We start from the raw sequence: 1,403 nt of genomic DNA, 5'->3' as shown, positions 1-1,403 counted from the left end.
TCGTTTGCTCCTTCGTGATGAAGCAAACTCTACATCAAACCGAGGGACGTTCCGGGGGGAAGGTCACAAGGTATAAGCCTGGAATAAAAGTAAATGGTAGCCCGTGACAGATTTGAACTGCCGACCGACCCGGTGTAAACGGGACGCTCTACCACTGAGCTAACGGGCTACAGATTTTGCTTTTGCCATGACCTTCGTATGGCTTCAAGTGGGAAGACAGCTAATTTGCGCTGCTTTTAAACCAGTTGGTCGATGGTCCCTGAAGACAGGCGATAGATGCAACCCTGTTGCATGTGGTTTTGACCGATATTTGCCAGTCTCGTTCCCGTGGCAACAGAAAGCAACATGGCCAATGTCAGGCCATGGGTGATGATAATCGTTGTCTGATCGGTGCCGTCAAGAAATTCCGTGCATCTTGCTCGCAGCGCGTCCAAACCTTCGCCTTCTGGGCAGCGATCGTACCAATCCAGCGCATCCCCAGTGAATATTTTTGGATACCGTTTGCGCAAATCAACGACCTGACGGCCTGCAAATATGCCGATGCCAATTTCGGAAAGGCGTGGTTCAACACTCCAGCCGCGACCCTGGAAGGCAATGGCCGCAGTTTGCACCGCCCTGCCCTGCGGGCTCGAAAGGCATATGCCGCCGATCCCTTTCAGCAGCGTCGCCTGACGGTGCGCTTGTGTAATGCCCAAAGGCGTCAAGGGCGAATCCAATATGCCCTGCAGGCGTCCCATTGCATTCCACTGGGTTTGCCCGTGTCGCATTAAATAGAGATCAGGAAGCATCATTGTCTGCGGGAAAACACAATTTCTGATAATGGACAGTTATCTGGTAACGGAATGGGTAAAGGTAAACGAATACTTGTCGCAATCTCTAGAATCTAGATACCCTTCTCTCTTGACGTTATTCTACATTCGTTTTCTCGTGTGGCCGGTCCCCCATGAGTACCCCTCAGACATTGTTGCGGAAGTCGGCATCACGAGATTATAGCGCTATTATAGCGCTTTTCCCATCTGACGTCTGGCTACGCGTTCGATCTCGGCGGTGCTGGGGGGCGTTGAAGCGGTCCATCGAGGCCACGCGGATGTGGATCTCGGCCGTCTGGCGGGCGGGTCTCTCGAGGCGATCGGTTCGTCTAAGGATTTCAGGTTCCTCATGCGGGCATTGATGCGGCTGCTGTCATGCTGGCCGGACCATTTTTTCCAGATCGTCCGGCTGCGGCGGGGCAATCCACTTTCCAGATGTGGCCGCTTCTGCGGATGGAAGCAAGGGCATGACTGCCACCAGTCCGTAGGAATGCTCGAACCACTGTGCCACCGCGCGCGGATTGCCCCATGGCCGAGCGGGGTGTCAAAGGGGCCATCACCGGTAACGGTGCCGATTTTCTGGTCTTCCTGGAT

The 1,403-nt window shown here is 54.3% G+C and carries 1 protein-coding gene, 1 tRNA gene and 1 pseudogene; all 3 read right to left on the bottom strand.

Annotated features, from left to right (window positions below; genetic code table 11):
• Positions 1-94 precede the first annotated feature (94 nt).
• Positions 95-169 (bottom strand) — tRNA-Val (locus tag DKT70_RS17590).
• A gap of 67 nt (positions 170-236) precedes the next feature.
• Positions 237-791, bottom strand: coding sequence for a histidine phosphatase family protein (locus DKT70_RS17585; RefSeq protein WP_111560334.1), 555 nt, complete (start codon positions 789-791; stop codon positions 237-239).
• Between the two features lie 207 nt (positions 792-998).
• Positions 999-1,403 (bottom strand): annotated as a pseudogene (locus tag DKT70_RS18575) (hypothetical protein); the annotation flags it as partial.

The organism is Paracoccus sediminilitoris (assembly GCF_003259195.1).
GTDB classification, from domain to species: Bacteria; Pseudomonadota; Alphaproteobacteria; order Rhodobacterales; family Rhodobacteraceae; genus Paracoccus; species Paracoccus sediminilitoris.
This window is presented reverse-complemented; position numbering and strand designations above follow the sequence as displayed.